We start from the raw sequence: 17,462 nt of genomic DNA, 5'->3' as shown, positions 1-17,462 counted from the left end.
AAACAAAATATTTTTGAGAGATGCCTGAAAACACAAAGACGCAAAAGCACTTTCTGCGCCTTTGCGTCTCTGCATGAGATATTCCCTACTTATACCATCTCAGACGAAGCCTGCATCATTTGCTGCGGCTGCGGCTGGAACATGAACAACGAGTACACTACATCTCGGCGAATGTTGACCATCATATCCAAGAAGAGTTCGTAACCCTCACTCTTATACTCAATCAACGGGTCTTTTTGCCCATAACCACGTAATCCTACTGATTCGCGCAAAGCATCCATTTGTTGCAGGTGTTCCCGCCACAGTGTATCAATGCGTTGCAAGATAAAGAAGCGTTCAGCTTGGCGCATAAGTCCGGGTTGAACTTGGTCAATCTGCGCTTCTTTAAGGTCGTAAGCAATTCGCACCTGTTCATGGAGGAAGGCTTTAATCTCGCTGACTGTCATATCCTCTAATTGATTTGGGTGCAAATCCGCTAGCAAATAGACGAATTCTTTAACTTTCTCAACCAACTTTTCTAACTCCCACTCTTCCGAGGGCAAGTCTACGTTGATATAGTAATCAACGATGTCATCCATCGTTTTTTCGGCGTACTTGATTACCTGTTCTTTCAAGTCTTGACCTTCTAACACCCGGCGACGTTCAGCGTAAATAGCACGACGTTGATTATTCATCACTTCGTCATACTCAAACACCTGCTTACGAATGTCGTAGTAATAGGTTTCAACTTTTTTCTGTGCGCCTTCCAAACTGCGGGTGAGCATCCCAGATTCGATGGGCATATCTTCTTCCACTTGGAAAGCATTCATTAATCCAGCAACGCGATCGCCACCAAAAATCCGCAGTAGGTTATCCTCTAAACTGAGGAAAAATCTGGTGGTTCCAGGGTCGCCTTGTCTTCCTGCACGTCCGCGCAACTGGTTGTCAATCCGCCGTGATTCATGGCGTTCTGTACCAATTACGTGCAAACCACCAATTTCTACTACCTCATTGTGTTCGCGGGTAGTAAATTGTTCGTATTCTTGCTTAACGCGGTTGTAAGCTGACCGCAATTTCTGGATTACAGAATCATCAATGGGAGCTTTTTCTGCGGCTATAGCTACCTTGTCTTCTGCTTCCAGTTCCGATAAACTGCGATCGCCATACTCACGCACCGCAATTTCTACTGCATCTTTGAGTAGTTTTTCGGTTTCTTTTGTCAACTGGGTTGGGAAAATTTCTGGCGAAGCCCGCCAAGTTTTGACTTTCTTACCAGGGACAAAGCCTTGACCACCACCGTGTCCTGTAGGCAATCCGGCAGCTCTTTGCACGCCAAAGGCATCTTCATCTTCTGGCATGACGATTCGGGGCATAAAGTATTCCCGCAGCTTCAGACGTGCCATATATTCGGAGTTACCACCCAAGATGATGTCTGTACCTCTACCAGCCATGTTAGTAGCAATGGTAACAGCACCTTTGCGTCCGGCTTGGGCAACAATTTCCGCCTCACGTTCGACGTTTTCTGGCCGGGCGTTGAGTAATTCATGAGGAATCTCTAGCTGCTTCAGTAGCCGACTGAGAAGTTCAGATTTTTCTACACTAGTGGTTCCTACTAATACAGGTCTGCCAAGTTCGTGCATTTCGGCACATTCTCTAGCGATCGCCCCCCACTTGCCTGCTTCTGTCTTAAAGACCATATCAGACAAATCTTGGCGTCTGCGCTCGCGGTTGGTAGGAATTACCGCAACTTCCAATTTGTAAATTTTTTCAAATTCCGGTTCTTCCGTTTTTGCCGTTCCGGTCATTCCACCGAGTTTTGGATACAGCAAGAACAGGTTTTGATAAGTAATTGTCGCTAGAGTTTGAGTTTCTGGCTGAATTTCTACGTGTTCTTTGGCTTCAATCGCCTGGTGTAGTCCATCACTCCAACGCCGTCCGGGTAGTACTCGACCGGTAAATTCATCCACAATTACCACTTCCCCATTGCGGACGATGTAATTTACATCTTTAAGGAAAAGTTCTTTAGCTTTAATTGCATTGAAAATGAAGTGCGCCCAAGGATCTTCTGGGTCAAATAAATCTGTGACTCCCAAAAGATTTTCTGATTCAGCAAACCCTTCATCTGTCAAAAGCACGTTACGAGCTTTTTCATCCACATCATAATGCTCGTCTTTTTTGAGTGTGAATGCGATTTGGGCTGCTTGCAGATACTTTTCTGTAGGTCTTTCTACCTGCCCAGAAATAATTAGCGGTGTCCGCGCCTCATCAATTAAAATCGAGTCTACCTCGTCAATCACGCAATAATTAAACGGCCGTTGCACCACATCTGCCATTGATGTCGCCATGTTATCCCGCAGGTAGTCAAACCCTACCTCACTGTTGGTAACATAAGTAATATCGCAATCATAGTTTTTTTGGCGTTCACTGGGAGTCATAGTTGACTGGATTAGCCCCACACTCAGCCCCAAGAACCGATGCACCTGTCCCATCCATTCAGCATCCCGACGAGCTAGGTAATCGTTCACAGTGACGACGTGTACACCTTTACCAGTAAGGCCATTTAAATAGCTTGGTAAGGTTGCTACAAGCGTTTTACCCTCACCGGTCTTCATTTCGGCAATTTGCCCTACATGCAAAATGATACCGCCAAGGAGTTGAACATCGAAGTGCCGCAAGCCCAAGACTCGCCGTCCTGCTTCCCGGACAACGGCGTAAGCTTCGGGCAATAGGTCATCTAGAGTTTCGCCTTTGGCAAACCGTTGTTTAAATTCGGCGGTTTTACCTTTTAACTCCTCATCAGAAAGAGCCTTAATTTCTTCCTCTAGAAGGTTAATTTCAGTAACAGAAGGTTGGTATTTTTTAAGCTTACGAGCGTTGGGGTCGCCCAACAAAAGTTTTAGCATGGCAGATTATAGAACTGAATCAAGGGGGATGGGAATTAAAGCAGTTATCAGTTATCAGTTATCAGTTACACGGAGCGTTGGTGGCAAGTAGAAATCTCCCACCAACGCATTGCACCATTCGTTGGTGGGGGACTTAGACCCAAGGATAAATAGATCGCTGATAACTGTTCACTGTTCACTGTTAAAGGTTTGGCATTGATTATAAACATATAACCCAACCCAACCTTCTTGGTTGTGGATAGGTGTCAAATGAGAATTAACTCAAAAACAGGAGAAAAACGAGGCAATCAGTTTACTAAATGATTGGTTTTAACTCTTATCTGATTATTTAGTCTTTCTTCATAGTATCATTTTGCCCTCAGATGGGGCCGGAGAGGGAATAGAGTTAGGAGTTATAAATTTTTCAATTAACTCACAACTCCTTACTCTTCACTTCCATTCTGGTGTTAAGCGGCGGAAATTGTAATCGTTAGCGCTTTGATGACAGCTAACACAACTGCCAAGCTGGACGGGACGTGGTAACTTAACTCCTGGATGCAAAGCTTTGAAATAACGCGAGTCATTAAGGCGATATGGCGTTTCTTCGTCGTCTCGCTGGAGACGGGAGAAAGTCAAAAGATATTTCCACACCAAGATGCGTTGCGGATCGACTAAAGGCTTTAGTTGTGCGCCGTAGTGCTGCGAGTCTTCCAGGAGATTTTTCCAAGTTTGGGTGGGTAAAACGGCTGGTGGTAAGCCGATGTGGCATGTAGAGCAATTTTCTAAATACAGTTCTTGTCCTAATTGATACTGTGCCGGCACTACGTCAACAGTGCCAATTTCGGCGGTAGGAGTAGCACTTTGGGCATTAGTTGCTAAGGCTAGAAGCCAACCCATAGCTAGGCTCCAGGTTACAATTACTAGAAGTAAACCGAAAAATTGGCGTTTGAATTGGCGTTCGACGCTTTGCTGTAGCGATTGACGATCGCTCTTTGGCAGGTGATTTTTGCGATCGCGGATTTTGCGCTTAAGAAAAATTGACATTCCTCACATTCCCAGATATTTAGAAGTGGCGCTTGTGCTAATCATAGAACTTACGCAGCCTTGGCAGTAGCAACATAGCTCTTCACACAGTTTGGTTTTATTGCACCGACTTACTTGTAGGTGATTCAACTTGATAAATCAATCGATATCCAGCACTCTTACCTTTTTGGATATTACTATTGCGAACTCTCACTTTATAAACAATATACTCCTCACCAATGTCCGCAATGCGATCGCCAAACTGATTTTGTAGGAGATCCTAACATTTGAAGGATTTTAGGTGCATTAGGACGAATTTCCGTAAAAGAAAGGCAGTTATGAGCAGTGCCTTGAGTTGCTCATAACTACCTTTTTTAGACAACTACTGAAAAAGCTGCCAACAGTTCTACCATTTTTGCTTTCAGTACTGTAATTGCCTCTTCTAAAGTTTCACTTGGTTCTGTATCTAGCAAATGAGCATCACCGACATTAGCACTTGATTAAAAATAGCTAACAGTTATCTTTAAGGAATAGAAACCGATCGCAATAATCGCTCAACAACAGTTCTTGCATTCCTTCCTCCTCTAGGAATAAGGCGATGGCAAAGAACATGAGGGACGAGAAATTTTACATCATCGGGAATAGCATAATCACGCCCTAATATAAAAGCTAGCGCTTGGGTAGCCCGTTGTAATGCTAATGTACCACGCGGACTAACACCAAGGGCTATTTCTTCATCTTGCCGTGTTACTCGCACCAATTCGAGGATGTACTGTTGCAAAGAGGTTGCCACTTTTACTTGAGAGCAGAGGTAACGCAATTCCTCTACTTCTGCCAAGGTAATACAAGGCTGCAAATCAGCAACTTTCACACCATTTTGGAGATTTTGCAGCATAAGGAGTTCTTCTGCCTCGGAAGGATAGCCCAAACTTAGCGACAACATGAACCGATCCATTTGCGCTTCCGGTAGGGGAAAAGTACCTTGATACTCAATCGGGTTTTGAGTGGCAATCACAAAAAAGGGCTGGGGAACTGTACGAGAGACACCATCAACTGTTACCTGATGTTCTTCCATGACTTCTAGTAAAGCTGACTGAGTGCGGGGTGTAGCGCGGTTAATTTCGTCAGCTAGAAGAATATTGGTAAAGACTGGCCCAGTCAGAAAAGTAAATTCGCCGCTTTTTGGGTTCCAGATATTGGTGCCAGTAATGTCAGTTGGCAGTAAATCGGGGGTACATTGTAGCCGTTGAAACTTACCATCCAGTGAACGAGCTAGAGATTTAGCCAGTAAGGTTTTGCCAACACCAGGGACATCTTCTAGCAGGGCATGACCACCACCCAGCAAGGCTACTAGCACTAAACGTATTGCCTCAACTTTGCCAACGATGGTAAGAGCTAGATTTTGTGTTAAAGCGTCAATTTTTTCTCTCATGGGGTGCGGGGAGTGGGGAGTGGAGAGTGGGGAAGCAAGGGAGCATACTTCGACTGCGCCCTTCGACTACGCTCAGGACAAGCTCAGTAACCAGGGGAGCAGGGGAGCAGAGGAGAAGTTGCAGTAAGTTTTCCCCTCTGCCCCTCTGCCCCTTTGCACCTCTGCCTCTTCCCATGCCCCATGCCCTATCTATTGTTCCCACTCAGCACTCAAAACTTCTTTAGCAACAACGCAGTCAAGTTGAATTTGTGTTTTCAGGGCTTCTAGAGAAGCAAATTTTTGTTCAGAGCGCAAAAATTTCACTAGTTCTACAGCCAGTTTTTTGCCATACAAATCACCAGACCAATCGAACAGATGTACTTCCGCAGATGAATAAGTACCATTTACAGTTGGGCGGTTACCGATATTCATTACACCTAAATTTTCACTAGGAGCGACATCTGATGTTTCACTGAGAATGAAAACGCGGACAGCATAGACTCCTTGGTGGGGCAAAAACTTTTCTTTTGGTAGTTGGAGGTTGGCAGTGGGAAAGCCAATTGTTCTGCCCAATTGTTGACCTTGAACGACAACACCAAGGAGAGTATAGGGGCGTCCTAGTAGTAGATTTGCATTTTCGATGTCGCCTTGCTCAAGGGTTTGGCGAATTAATGAAGTGCTAATGCGGACATCCTGAGTCGGATTAGTACTGACGCAACTGCTTTCGGTGGGCGAGTTACCTGTATAAGTTTGTAAGGGAACGATGGTAACAGGGATATTGTGTTTGGCGGCAATTAATTGCAAATCTTTGGCAGTACCACTACGCTTTTCGCCAAAACAAAAATCCTGCCCGATGCTAATTTGCTGGCATTGCAGTTGTTGCACAAGAATTTTTTGGACGAATTCTTCGGGGGTCAAAGCAGATAATTCTTTGTCAAAGGGTAGTAATACCAGTTGTTCTACCCCAAGCGATCGCAATTGTTGGACTTTTTCATCCAGTGGCGTTAACAAAGTCCGGGGCTGCCCCGTAAAAAATTCCTGTGGATGGGGGTCAAAGGTAACAACTGTTGAGTAAATATATTCTTGATTTTCCTTTGACTGCGGACTACTAGCTACTGACAACTGGCTATCAGCGTGCAAGACTGGCTGAATTACCCTTTGATGACCAAGATGAACACCATCAAACTTGCCAAGGGCAACAGCAGTCGGCGTTAGCAGCCCAACGTTAGAAGAAGCAACCCACACAGAACACCCATTTTTAGACAAATTTAGCACGTGGATTCTGAGATTTTAGGTTTATTTTAGCTATCAGCAGGAAGCTACCTTATGGTAAACCGCCTTCAGGAAGACATTCATCAACTGCCCATAAGGTGTTGTGCGATCGGCCAGGGTGTTGCTGCTACCCCTTTTAGCTATCAGCCAAAAGCCTAACCAAGGGAAGTTGCCTAAAATGGTATCTTGCGCTATTAGCTTAAGAGCTAATTACTAAGTCCAGATAACCCCAAATACCAGAGCTAGAAAGGCTCTAGTTTCTTGTTGAGACTACAACGAAGGTTTTACCCTCTGATCAGCCGCAATCTTAGAGTGTCTGTGAGTATCTGGGCTGTATTGGTGAATCTATAAGGTATGTCCTCCTGTTGTCGCCCTTATCCTGTGGTTGGCGTGACAACTCTAGGCAGTGCTGTCTCACCATATAGCCAACAGGTACGCTCTTGCGCTGAAAGCTTCTGATCACCAATCTAATCTAAAATCTCCAATTCCTCCGATCGCAATCTTTAAGTAGAAAACTTACTAACAGGAAAAGATTCTGATAAGACAACTGAGGTGGGAATCTGAAGTACCAGTCCTTCCCGTGCCATAATCGCCCCAGGAAATTTTGCAGCTGCTTGTTTCCCTACACAATCCAAAAAATCGTCATCGTGTGCGGGGTCGTGGTGGTAAATCACCAGAGTTTTGACGTTAGCAGCTTGTGCCATTTTCACCGCTTCTTGCCAAGTAGAATGTCCCCAGCCAATTTTCGAGGATTTGGGAGAATAGTATTCCTCATCTGTGTAAGTGGAATCGTAAACCAGAATGTCAGCATTACGAGCTAGCCACAGGACATTATCATCAAGTCGGTCGGGAAAATGTTCGGTATCAGTGATGTAACTAGCAGCACCACCACGCCAGTTGACGCGGTATCCTACAGCTTCACCTGGATGGTTTAAAGGTGCTGTTTCTACGGTAACGTCATCAATGTGGATTGGTTGCCCCGGTCGAATGTCGTAGAAACTTAAATTGGCTTGCATAATTTGCAAGGGTACGGGAAAGTTCGGGTGCAACATCTGGTCATTGAGGCGCTGTTCTATGGTAGAACCATCAGGTGCGATCGCGCCGTAGATATGAAAGTCATTCCCCTTCACAAATCCTGGGGTAAAGAAGGGAAAACCCTGCATGTGATCCCAATGAGAATGGGTAAAAAATATATGAGCTTCTAACGGCATTTGGCGCAACAAAGATTGCCCCAAAACATGTAGTCCCGTGCCAGCATCGAAAACTAAGCGTTTATCGCCCGCTTGCATTGAGATGCAAGGGGTATTACCGCCGTAACGAACGGTGTTTGGCCCTGGGCTGGGGATGCTGCCGCGAACACCCCAAAATTGTACGGTAAATTGATTCTCTATCCTAGACATGGTGTTGCTTGCTGGACTGAGCGGGCGATAAGTGGAATAATTGTTACTGATTTTGTCTAAATTTATGCTGTCTTACCGATTTTGCTAAAGGGAGGATTTCTTGGTAAAACAGCATACCCTGTTTCTGGCTGATTGTGTAAATCTGAATGAGATACTCTCAAGTAGAATTTTCCAGTTTTTCTGGTGGATGTGTATCGGTTATTTCAAGAGTGCCCCTACGTTATAACCTACATTTTTCTCTGATGCCTTTACATAATTCTAGTTTTATCCTGATAAATCATATGATTCACGAAAAATTGAATTCCCACTCAGACAATTTATTTAGCCCATCTGCGTAAGTAAGATTGTATTGTAACGGGGTTATACTGATGTAGTTTTTACGTACAACATGCACATCTAACGGTACATTTGGAAGCAGATTTAATTCCGTTAGGGGTTCTACATCCTCAATTACCTCTCCGGTTAACCAGTAGTACGTTTTTCCACGAGGATCAACTCGTTTATTAAACACATCAATGTAACGCCGCACTCCTTGACGGGTAAGAGTAACTCCGGCAATTTCTTCCCACTTAAGGGCAGGAATATTGACATTGAGCAACATTAAATCTGGCAGGGGTTTTTGGGCTAACTGCTCTACAAGAATCTTGGCAAACTTAGCAGCAGGTTGAAAGTCTTTAGAAGTGTGACTCATAAGACTCAGCGCCACACTGGGAATGCCTTCAATTAAACCTTCCATTGCCGCAGATACAGTGCCAGAATACAAGATTTCAGTTCCCAAATTCGCACCTTGATTAATGCCAGAGAGAACCAAATCGGGGGGAGTATCTAGCAAAGCCCACAGCGCCAATTTGACGCAATCTGAAGGTGTACCATCGCAAGCCCAAGCTTTGACAGCAGGATGAAAAATCTCTTCAACAATTTCGGCGCGAATGGGTTGGTGTAGAGTTAATCCGTGTCCAGTTGCCGATCGCTCTCGATCTGGGCAAACTACATTCACATCATGACCTGCCTCTGCCAAGTAGTTGGCTAGGGTACGAATACCCAAGGCAGAAATGCCGTCATCATTGCTAATTAGTAATTTCATAGTCATTGGTCATTGGTCATTGGTCATTAGTCATTAGTTATTTGTTATTTGTTATTAGCCATTTGTCAATGTCTGAGGTCACAAGCAGCAAAAAACCATACATACTCACTAGTAGACTGTGGCGGAAGTTTGCCTACTTTTAACAAAGGCTTTCAGCTCCTTGTCTAATGAATTGAGATGTATTTTAGCTAGATATTGAGATGTTACCTGCATTTGTGTCAAGCTGTACTAGTATCGCAAGGCAGAGTTCAAAATTAAAAATTGTCTTGAAAAGTTCTGATGCCTCGAAACTTTCCCTTTGACTAATATTGATGGCATAACCGTAAGTTGATTTATCGAGCAGCTTACAGCTTTTGAATATAGACTAATGACTAATGACCCTCACGGGTGACGCTCGTGCCTCGCTAACGCTGCGAAGACAGCCAGTCACTCATGGGGGAAACCCCCTTGGCGCTAGCCTCTCACGAATGGGAGAAGACCGCGCTGGCTCACTAATGACCAATGACAAATAACTAATGACTAGCAATTTAGAAGCTCAACTTTTAGCACTGCGGCAGTCAGGAGAAAAAGCGATCGCAGCCGCCGACACCCTAGAACGTCTGGAGGAACTCAGAGTTAACTATCTAGGTAAGAAAGGAGAACTGGGGGCGCTGTTGCGAAGTATGGGGCAGATGAGCGCAGAGGAACGACCAAAAATTGGAGCGATCGCCAATACAGTCAAAGAATCTTTGCAAACTAGTCTAGACCAGCAACGCGTCGCCCTGGAAGCCGCGCAAATTCAGGTACAGCTAGAGGCTGAAACTCTGGATGTTACTATGCCGGGAATTTATAGCCCCCAAGGTCGCATTCATCCCCTCAACGGCATTATCGACCGGGCACTGGATATTTTTGTCGGTATGGGCTACACCGTGGCTCAAGGGCCAGAGATGGAAACAGATTACTATAATTTCGAGGCTCTTAATACCCCGCCTGACCACCCCGCCCGTGATATGCAGGATACCTTCTACCTGCCAGATGGTAATCTTTTACGGACTCATACCTCATCAGTGCAAATTCGTTACATGGAAAGAGAAGAACCACCGATTCGGGTTGTCGCTCCAGGGCGAGTTTATCGGCGAGATAATGTAGATGCGACTCACTCAGCAGTTTTCCATCAAATAGAACTTTTAGCCATTGATGAGGGATTAACTTTTACAGACCTCAAAGGCACAATTAAAGTATTTTTACAAACAATATTTGGCGATTTGCCAATTCGCTTCCGTGCCAGTTATTTCCCGTTTACTGAACCCTCCGCTGAGGTGGATTTGCAGTGGAATGGGCGTTGGCTGGAGGTGATGGGCTGCGGTATGGTCGATCCAAATGTACTTAAAGCAGTGGGTTATGACCCAGAAGTTTATACTGGGTTTGCTGCCGGTTTTGGTGTAGAACGCTTTGCAATGGTGTTACATCAAATCGATGATATTCGTCGCTTGTATGCTAGTGATTTGCGGTTTTTACAGCAATTTTAGGTAAGCGATCGGGCATTTGCTCAAATCTCTTGCAAAAATCAATTTGATGAAAATAGAACCACAGAAAAACATCGACGAATTATACCAATTATTTAAAATCAGGCTAAATACTTAATCGGGATTTCCAGGTTAAACCTGATTTTGTTAATACGAATTAGGAATTGGTATTATCTGTGGTTCTAAATAATAAACCAGGATTTTTGCAAGCTCTATAATTTCTACAATCAAAACTAGCCTGAGCAATGACCGAATCTAAGCACGTGTAAGCTGATGCAATAAGGAAGATAGGCGAAGGAATTTGAGAGGTGCGATCGCACAGTTTTCTTGAGCCAGAATCGCTCAACAGATTTCTGAACGTACACAAGTCCCAAAAATGAGGAAATTAAGGAACTTTTGCAGATTTGAAATTAATTATTTTTTATTTAGATATGTATTTCTGTATAGATTGCTAATGGGTCGATGACTGTTTGAACTTCTCCTGCCATTTGAGTCCATAACTCAGCCATGTTTAGATTTCCTGCCAATCCAGGGAATGTAGTTTGTTCTATCTTTCGTTTTGGTACAAATCCAACAATAGTTGTTTCTACATCCCCTGGCATTACGTATGTTGAACGTAGTTGATCTTTTGTCATGCATAAATTTTCAACATTAAGAGAGCTAATTAAAATTGAATTTCCTATTTTCGTGTGCAAAGTAATTTCACCCAGGGAGAATAATTTCACTGCTTGGAATATTAGTTTAATTGCATCTGCTTGTAATGCTTCTTCTGGAGGTGAATTATTAGCTAGAACATTTCCAAATTCATCAACAACTTTTAGTAATGAATTCCAATCAAAGAATTTTGAGGTTCCTGTAATTTTAATTAAAGATGCATACTGTTTTAATTGGTCTTCATGGTGTATTTCTTTTAAAATACCTTTTGTAATTAGTTGATTTTCAAACATTAAATAAGTGTTGTGATAATCAATTTTATCTTGCGAAAAGCTTTCTGATGATTCGTCCGTTATTGTTTTTGCACCTTCTTTATATCCTTCTTTTTTAGTTAATTTATCATTTCCTTTCGCTGATACCCCCCCCATAATGTTCTTTGGCCCTAGACTGACCTCTATGTCTCTTGCTTCTTCTTCTGTTTTTTCTGTATATCTCTCTCCGTGTACATCAGAAGTTTTATTTCCTAAATTTTCTGTTAATCTTCTTATTTGAATTATCCCGTCTTCTAATTGGGAAGAATATGAATTTAGACGATTTCTATCTAAGTAGATAAAGTGTTTTAGACTAGTAGCGCTTCCATTGTTTTCTGATTTCATCTCTTCTTGCTTTACGTTTAATCTCTGCTTCTGAGGTTCGTTCTTCTTCTTCATTCTCATTATTTTTAATTATTGAATTCAATTCTTCTAAGGCCTGTTCTAATTTTTCTTTTGATGTTTCTTTTAATTCATTAATAATTTTTTGACTCAGTTCCGCCGCCGACTGAATCTTTTTATCTAATTCACTGGGTTCGGAGGACATCATTATTAGCCCTACTACTTGCGGACTATTCTAATTTATTTTACTCATTTTTAGCCAAAATTTTGATTTATTATTCTTTAAGACAGTTGTAGCGAAGCCGTGACTGAACTCTATAAGCGTCATCTGTGTTGCTCAAATTAAGTCAAAAATCAATGGCCCTTTCATTGGAATTAAACGAAAAACAATACTCTCCCAAAACTATGGCTTTCAACGTTGCCTTAGTGTAAAGTTTTCTCGTTTGTCACGGTGATTCACTTTGCGTCTACGTTTACTTGATTAAAAATATCAAGGTGGTCGGTGAATGACACTAACCACCATGCGTGAAACTTTATTTAACTATTCCTGAATGACCGGGGATATCTGCCAAAGGTTCAAATCTACCGCCTATGTATTTGGCGAGAAACTCTTCTGCGATCGCAAAAAAGTGCAAGCGATTTTCTGGTCTGGCAAAACCATGTCCTTCATCACTGTAAAGTACATATTGCACTGGTAAACCAGCTTGTTGCATTGCGTTGACAATTTGATCGCTTTCTGATTGTTTCACTCGCGGATCGTTTGCACCTTGACCGATGAGTAAAGGTTTTTGAATTCGATCAGCAAAAAATAAAGGCGATCGCGATTTGAGAAACTCCTCTTCTGTCTCCAAGTTGCCAATGCGATGATAAATCATTGCTTTGATCGGTTCCCAATAAGGCGGTATAGTTTCTATCAGGGTAATCAGGTTACTCGGCCCAACAATATCCACGCCAGCAGCAAAGATTTCGGGTGTAAAAGTCAACCCCGCTAGGGTGGCGTAACCTCCATAAGAACCGCCCATAATCGCAATCTTTTGCGGATCGGAAATGCCTTTTTCTACTAGCCAGTTCACGCTGTCAATCAAGTCATCGTGCATTGTGCCACCCCATTCCCGATTTCCAGCATTCAAAAATGCTTTACCATAGCCAGTGGAACCGCGAAAGTTGACTTGCAACACCGCATAACCTCGGTTAGCTAGCCATTGCGTTGTGGGAGAAAAACCCCAAGTATCCCGCGCCCAAGGCCCGCCATGAACCAGCAAGACTGTTGGGAGATTCTGCGTCGGTATTCCCACAGGAGTTGTCAGGTAACTGTGGATAGTTAAGCCATCCCGCGCTTCGTAGGAAATCGGTTGCATTGAAGCTAACTGCAATGTTTCCAGTTTGGGCTGGTTGCTAAAAAGGAAAGTGCTAGTTTTAGATTCTCGGTTGTAGGCATAGTAATAAACTGGGCCATTGTCAGTTCTATAAGCTAAAGCCCAAGTTTTATCTTCCAAGTCGCGGCTAATTATAGAGAATTCTCCAGGACGCACCTTGGCGATTTCCTCAAAATCTGCGGCGATACTGCGATCAATTACCCGCCATTCTTGTTTATCTTTATAGAAAGAAACTGCTTGAATAACTCGCGTCAGTGGATGAATAATTATTCCCACGACATCATACTGCTCATCTTCAGCAATGACAGTTTCTTTACGGGTTTCTAAGTCAACAGCTAGCAGACGTTTGGCGTTAGCATCATGATTCCCTTGAATATAAAGGGTTTTGCCATCATCTGAGAAACTTAAAGAATTTCCTTCCTCCTCTGCCCCCCAATGGCGAAGAATTTCCCACTGTTTATCGGGTTTCTGCAACAATAAATCGTAACCACCATCAGGTGTGCTAGCTGTTGCTGCACGTATTTGTAACTGGGCGTTAGATGTCCAACTGATAATGTTACCCGGGTTATCAGTGTCGAACTCAACCGCACCATTTTTGAGGTTGATACGGTAAACGTCAAACTTTTGAGGATTGTTCAAGTTCAACGCTACCAGCGCTTCATTTGGAAATTTGGGTTCTAGTTCTACAAGTTCGGCCTTTACACCCTGGAATGGCGTTAAGTCACGCACAATCTGGGAGTGAATATTAACTAAGTGGAGGTGAAAGTTCTCATCGCCATCCGAGTCTTGCATATAAATCAACTGGTCGGCGTTATAAGTCCAGAAGAAAATGCGGATACCACGCTTTTTGTCAGCAGTTAGTATTTTGTCGTCTTCTTGTCCTATAGTTCGCAACCATACCTGCAAGACATTTTTCTCATCAGGGGCGATATATGCCAAGTACTTGCCATCAGGGGAGAGTTGTGGGCTAGTTTTTTCGGGATTCCCAAACAGGATTTCACGCGGAATCAGTGGTGGTAAGGAAGGCGCTTGAGCAGATGACATATTTTTATCCTCTACTTAACTACCCTATTGTCACTTGGTTATGAAAATGACAATTCATCCTATTGGGTGAACCTAGTACCGCAAGGCGGAAGTCAACCCCTTCCCTACGGGACGCACTCGCGTTCGGGGAAGTCAAAAGTCAAAAGTCAAAAGTCGAAAGTATTTCTTGCGCTGTGCCACTCGTTATACATTTTTTATTGTTTCCATAAATAAATTTACTTGCTCTGTACCTTTTTCTTTCTGGTAAATGAGTCTTTGATACTCGGCGACGAGTCTTTAATACTCGGCGACGAGTCTTTGATACTCGTGAATGAGTCTTTGATACTCGGCGACGAGTCTTTGATACTCGTGAATGAGTCTTTGATACTCGTGAATGAGTCTTTGATACTCGGCGACGAGTCTTTAATACTCGTGAATGAGTCTTTGATACTCGGCGACGAGTCTTTAATACTCGTGAATGAGTCTTTGATACTCGGCGACGAGTCTTTAATACTCGGCGACGAGTCTTTAATACTCGTGAATGAGTCTTTAATACTCGTGAACGAGTCTTTGATACTCATTGACGGCAATTATCGCAATGTCCGCAACGCAAGTTAGCAGCTTCTTTGTCAAAACCAAAGGCATTTAACAAAAACTGCCAACGACACTGCTTAGTTGTCAGGTATTGATGCATCTGTTTAGCAGCATGTAATTGCGTTGGTGGCTGATTTCCGGCTTTTTGAGCAATGGTGTAATGAAAAGGATCAAGCCAGTTTAACTGACCACTGCTGTGGAGTAAAGCTAGAGCCATTGCACCTTCAGGAAATTGTCGCGTTACGGCATTCACTTCTCCCTGTTTTGGTAATTTTTTCACAAGTTGCTGTGCTATTTGTTGTTGCGATCGCATTTTTTCTTGAAAAAACTCCTGTCTTTGCTTATCCTCTGGATCTAACCATCCCGTAGGTTCACTAACTAATGTCAGTGCTTCAGCCGGTTTCCCATCCCTTCCAGCCCGGCCAATTTCTTGCACATATTCAGATAGCAAATGTGGCGCGTGAAAATGGGCAACCCAACGGACATCACTTTTATTTATCCCCATACCAAACGCACAGGTACACACAACAAAAGGAATTTTGCCACCTAACCAGCTTGCTTCTACTTCACGGCGTTCGGTTGCACCCAATCCCGCATGATAACTAGCTGTTGCATAACCCATCTCTGCTAACCATTGGGCTAAATCTTCGCTATCTTTTCTAGTGCGAACATAAACTAACCCCGATTGTTGCGGTCTATTTTGAATAAACTTTAATAATTGTTGTTTTCTACCTCGTGGTGTCCAAGCGATGCGAACGCTGGGATGCAAATTAGGACGGTAGGGATTCAATCGGAAAATCTCTGGTTGTTGTAATTGTAAAACTGTTTGAATAATCTTTTGGGCTAAAGGGTCAGCAGTCGCAGTAAAAGCGGCGATGCTGATTTTTGTTCCTGGTGGTTTTGATTTTAGTAGTGCAGGACGCACCGCCCCTAATCTGCGATAAGCTGGGCGAAACGTGTCTCCCCACTGCACTAAACAATGGGCTTCATCTAAAATTAAGCCATTAATTTGCAATTGCGCCTGACATAATCTCTCCCAGACTGGCGCACTTAACAAAGTTTCTGGCGATAAATACAGCAATCTTAGCTGTTGACGTTCTAAAGCTTGCAGAGTTGCACGGCGTTGAGATGAAGATAATTCACTATGCAAAAGTGCTGCTTTTTGATTACTTTGTAATAGTTCCTGAACTTGATTTTCCATCAATGCTACCAAGGGCGAAACTACTAAAGTTAATCCTGTTTGTAGTAGTGCGGGAAGTTGAAAACAGATTGATTTCCCTCCACCTGTGGGCATAATAATAATTGCATCTTTTTGAGACAATAAACTGCTGACAATTTCTCCTTGTGGCGGACGGAAATCTTCATAACCCCAAATTTTTTTAAACGTAGCGATAACTTCTTGCCAAGATTTTATTGTAGGCTGATTCATATAGATACATTTATATCCTTAAAAATCGAATATAGCCCCTGTTATCTAGCTAATGGTTCAGTAATTTCATCATCTCAGGTTGCAATCTATTGACTACAAGAATCAATTAGAACTATAGTGATTCTCATAAGCTTGAGGTGCAGAGGGAGAAAGAACTTGTACAAAAACTCTCCTCTGCTCCCCTGCTCAAGCGCAGGCTTTGAGAGATGTGGTGAGAAATCCGGGTATAGTAATTCTTACTTGGCTTTCTATCAGCCTACCGTTAGATAAGCTGACGCCAAACGGCTAGAGGAATAGAAGTTTAAAATTATCCTGATTAACGGACAAAGCAGTGTAATTACTAAATACTGAGTGTTATATAACTCACAACACTAGTTGATTTAGTATAAATAATTTTATGTTGTCTGATATAGATTTAGTTCGAGAGTTCGTATCCAACTCTATCCAGAAAAAAGATATTTTATTGGCAAATCGTTCTTTAACAGCACAAACAATTTATAATACTAACCGTTTAGCAACGAAGGCTGAAGGCGTAATTGCCACTGCCCAAATAAATACTACACAAACGGAATTCTTGATTTTGTCTAACTCATCCCATTGGGAATTACTAAATCAAGCTTTACCAGAATCTAATTATCTCCTGAAAGGAAATATGGACAGTAGTGGTTTCTATCACTATCAACATTGCGAAATACCTAAAAACTATAAGTTGCAATGTACTAAATCTGTGATGCTATGGCGAGCTTGGTGGAAATATCGCAAAAATACTTTACAACTAGGAATTCCATTGGATATTTTAATCCAGACAAGAGATACATGGTATCCAATCATAGATTTAAACATTAGTGATGGACTTCTGTATGTTAAAACTTTAGCAAATGAAATAGAAATTTATGCAGATGATTTAGTAATTTGGTTAAGCAAAAGTGAAGTTAATTCTCAAAATTAATTATTAGTCAAAAACTTCACCTCTCTCTATGCATCATAAATCAGTTCCCGATCGCCTCAGTGGTGTGTCTGATTAATTTTGATGAGTTCGTAGTAAGCATAAAGGTGCTTAAAGATATAGGACTAAAGTCCTGATACAAACTTTTCAGCCTTCATAACTAATGCGATCGCCTTGGTCAAAAAAAGTGAAGCACGAATTTTTTCAAGCGTGCTATCCGTCTGTGAGTGA

General features: G+C 42.6%; 15 protein-coding genes and 1 pseudogene. 4 read left to right on the top strand and 12 right to left on the bottom strand.

Features of this window, described 5'->3' with window-relative positions; all coding sequences use genetic code 11:
- Positions 1 to 89 precede the first annotated feature (89 nt).
- The 8 genes and pseudogenes from secA to surE form a co-directional block, all read right to left on the bottom strand.
- Positions 90 to 2,882: a preprotein translocase subunit SecA gene (gene secA / locus V7L20_RS29770; RefSeq protein ID WP_334747535.1), complete on the bottom strand. Its 2,793-nt coding sequence runs from the start codon at positions 2,880 to 2,882 to the stop codon at positions 90 to 92.
- Positions 2,883 to 2,947: 65 nt separating this feature from the next.
- The gene (locus V7L20_RS29765; RefSeq protein ID WP_334747534.1) at positions 2,948 to 3,091 is read right to left on the bottom strand and encodes a hypothetical protein; all 144 of its coding nucleotides are present in this window, start codon (positions 3,089 to 3,091) and stop codon (positions 2,948 to 2,950) included.
- A gap of 220 nt (positions 3,092 to 3,311) precedes the next feature.
- Positions 3,312 to 3,905 (bottom strand): cytochrome C, encoded by a 594-nt coding sequence (locus V7L20_RS29760; protein WP_334747533.1) that lies wholly within the window; start codon positions 3,903 to 3,905, stop codon positions 3,312 to 3,314.
- A gap of 97 nt (positions 3,906 to 4,002) precedes the next feature.
- A pseudogene (locus V7L20_RS29755) lies at positions 4,003 to 4,152 on the bottom strand (type II toxin-antitoxin system RelE/ParE family toxin); the annotation flags it as partial.
- Positions 4,153 to 4,407: 255 nt separating this feature from the next.
- Entirely contained in the window at positions 4,408 to 5,316 is a 909-nt protein-coding gene (locus V7L20_RS29750) for an AAA family ATPase (RefSeq protein ID WP_334747532.1), read from the bottom strand.
- A 189-nt stretch (positions 5,317 to 5,505) separates the two neighbouring features.
- Positions 5,506 to 6,570, bottom strand: a complete 1,065-nt coding sequence (locus V7L20_RS29745) for a bifunctional riboflavin kinase/FAD synthetase (RefSeq protein WP_334747531.1) — start codon at positions 6,568 to 6,570, stop codon at positions 5,506 to 5,508.
- Between the two features lie 500 nt (positions 6,571 to 7,070).
- Positions 7,071 to 7,967 (bottom strand): MBL fold metallo-hydrolase, encoded by an 897-nt coding sequence (locus V7L20_RS29740; RefSeq protein ID WP_334747530.1) that lies wholly within the window; start codon positions 7,965 to 7,967, stop codon positions 7,071 to 7,073.
- Between the two features lie 286 nt (positions 7,968 to 8,253).
- Positions 8,254 to 9,051, bottom strand: a complete 798-nt coding sequence (gene surE, locus V7L20_RS29735) for a 5'/3'-nucleotidase SurE (RefSeq protein ID WP_334747529.1) — start codon at positions 9,049 to 9,051, stop codon at positions 8,254 to 8,256.
- Positions 9,052 to 9,425: 374 nt separating this feature from the next.
- Between surE and V7L20_RS29730 the strand changes: the two genes are divergently transcribed.
- Together V7L20_RS29730 and pheS are read left to right on the top strand one after the other, a co-directional pair.
- The gene (locus V7L20_RS29730) at positions 9,426 to 9,563 is read left to right on the top strand and encodes a hypothetical protein (RefSeq protein ID WP_334747528.1); all 138 of its coding nucleotides are present in this window, start codon (positions 9,426 to 9,428) and stop codon (positions 9,561 to 9,563) included.
- A gap of 3 nt (positions 9,564 to 9,566) precedes the next feature.
- Entirely contained in the window at positions 9,567 to 10,559 is a 993-nt protein-coding gene (gene pheS / locus V7L20_RS29725; RefSeq protein WP_334747527.1) for a phenylalanine--tRNA ligase subunit alpha, read from the top strand.
- Positions 10,560 to 10,981: 422 nt separating this feature from the next.
- Here the strand turns inward: pheS and V7L20_RS29720 are convergent, their stop codons facing one another.
- The 3 genes from V7L20_RS29720 to V7L20_RS29710 all read right to left on the bottom strand — a co-directional run bounded on the left by V7L20_RS29720 (position 10,982) and on the right by V7L20_RS29710 (position 14,283).
- A complete protein-coding gene (locus V7L20_RS29720; protein WP_334747526.1) occupies positions 10,982 to 11,866 on the bottom strand; it encodes a DUF6414 family protein in 885 nt (294 codons plus the stop codon).
- Entirely contained in the window at positions 11,835 to 12,071 is a 237-nt protein-coding gene (locus tag V7L20_RS29715) for a hypothetical protein (protein ID WP_334747525.1), read from the bottom strand. The genes V7L20_RS29720 and V7L20_RS29715 overlap by 32 nt, the downstream gene beginning before the upstream one ends.
- Positions 12,072 to 12,396: 325 nt before the next feature.
- Positions 12,397 to 14,283, bottom strand: a complete 1,887-nt coding sequence (locus V7L20_RS29710; protein WP_334747524.1) for a S9 family peptidase — start codon at positions 14,281 to 14,283, stop codon at positions 12,397 to 12,399.
- Positions 14,284 to 14,502: 219 nt separating this feature from the next.
- Between V7L20_RS29710 and V7L20_RS29705 the strand changes: the two genes are divergently transcribed.
- Positions 14,503 to 14,880: a hypothetical protein gene (locus V7L20_RS29705; protein WP_334747523.1), complete on the top strand. Its 378-nt coding sequence runs from the start codon at positions 14,503 to 14,505 to the stop codon at positions 14,878 to 14,880.
- Here the strand turns inward: V7L20_RS29705 and V7L20_RS29700 are convergent.
- Positions 14,840 to 16,285: a RecQ family ATP-dependent DNA helicase gene (locus V7L20_RS29700; RefSeq protein ID WP_334747522.1), complete on the bottom strand. Its 1,446-nt coding sequence runs from the start codon at positions 16,283 to 16,285 to the stop codon at positions 14,840 to 14,842. The genes V7L20_RS29705 and V7L20_RS29700 overlap by 41 nt on opposite strands.
- 397 nt (positions 16,286 to 16,682) lie before the next feature.
- On the opposite strand from V7L20_RS29700, the gene V7L20_RS29695 reads away from it, so the two are divergent.
- Positions 16,683 to 17,234, top strand: coding sequence for a hypothetical protein (locus V7L20_RS29695; RefSeq protein ID WP_334747521.1), 552 nt, complete (start codon positions 16,683 to 16,685; stop codon positions 17,232 to 17,234).
- Positions 17,235 to 17,462: the final 228 nt, after the last annotated feature.

It is taken from the genome of Nostoc sp. (assembly GCF_036916735.1).
In the GTDB taxonomy this organism is placed as follows: Bacteria; Cyanobacteriota; Cyanobacteriia; order Cyanobacteriales; family Nostocaceae; genus Nostoc.
Note: the sequence above shows the minus strand (reverse complement) of the source record. Positions and strands in the feature narration are given on the sequence as shown.